At 44.9% G+C, this 946-nt stretch carries 2 protein-coding genes; both read left to right on the top strand.

Annotated elements, in window-relative coordinates; translation table 11 throughout:
• On the top strand, nt 1–327 hold a 327-nt coding region (locus RM530_RS18355), incomplete at its 5' end, for a hypothetical protein (protein WP_311366717.1).
• Between the two features lie 2 nt (nt 328–329).
• Nucleotides 330–920 carry a hypothetical protein gene (locus RM530_RS18350; protein ID WP_311366716.1) on the top strand — a complete coding sequence of 197 codons (591 nt, stop codon included), beginning with the start codon at nt 330–332 and terminating at the stop codon, nt 918–920.
• The last annotated feature ends 26 nt before the right edge of the window (nt 921–946 follow it).

The raw sequence follows: 946 nt of genomic DNA, 5'->3' as shown, positions 1-946 counted from the left end.
AGCGGGCTGCGTCAAGACGCAAGACCTGACCCCGACCTCCCAAGACCTGACCCCGACCTCCAAGACGACGACACGGATGTCTTGCAGGATGAGTACGTCCGATTCGATACTCATGATTTGGACTTTGAGCATTCCAAGGAATTTATCGAGGAAGATATATACCAGGATGCTAAGTTCTTCGATGACGGTTCAACGCTGTTCGATAACGACGGGCTCACCGAGACAATTCTGAAAAAAGGATCTGACGAAATATATCTATATCAGCAATGGTTGGCAGATAATTATAGCCTATACATTGATATTAATGACCGTGATCTGGAGCAGTAGTCGTGTTTGAAAATGCACAACGACTTTTGTTGGTGTATTTGGTGCTCTCTCAGGCTGTGGTGGGATGTGGCTCTGCAAGTGAAAAATTTAAATATGATATAAATGTAGTTAACTACGGTAGCCACGGCGTGTTGATCAATGGCATGAGTCACCAGAGAGTGGAAACGAAAAATTTCAAAGGTATATCTAATTCGATAGTTGGTGGGTTTTATCCTGAGCTTCCGGCTATAGAACCAACGGTGGCGGGCGGCCTTAAAAATTTTGAAGGGTATGAGCATGCTTTGCCTGAAATCGTCGAGATCACTTGGCAGTTAGCATTGTTAAGTCATTGCGATACAGTCTATAGAAGCCAGAAATACCCTAGCCATGTAAGAAAAACCGGTTGCACTTGGTCTCCAATGGACGGCAAAGTATTCTATAAGAAGGTGAATATGGACGCGATCCGAAGTAGCCTTGCCTACAAGCGGGCTGGTAAGCCGGTCAACGGCAATTACTTGTACGGTGAATACACGCTAAATATGAATTTGATATTCAACGACGACCAATTGGCTATCAAAGTGGACAATGGCCAAACCGGAGGGTTGGGGCAGTAACTGGCAGAGCTGTTCAATACTAATAC

Source organism: Banduia mediterranea (genome assembly GCF_031846245.1).
Classification (GTDB): domain Bacteria; phylum Pseudomonadota; class Gammaproteobacteria; order Nevskiales; family Nevskiaceae; genus Banduia; species Banduia mediterranea.
Note: the sequence above shows the minus strand (reverse complement) of the source record. Positions and strands in the feature narration are given on the sequence as shown.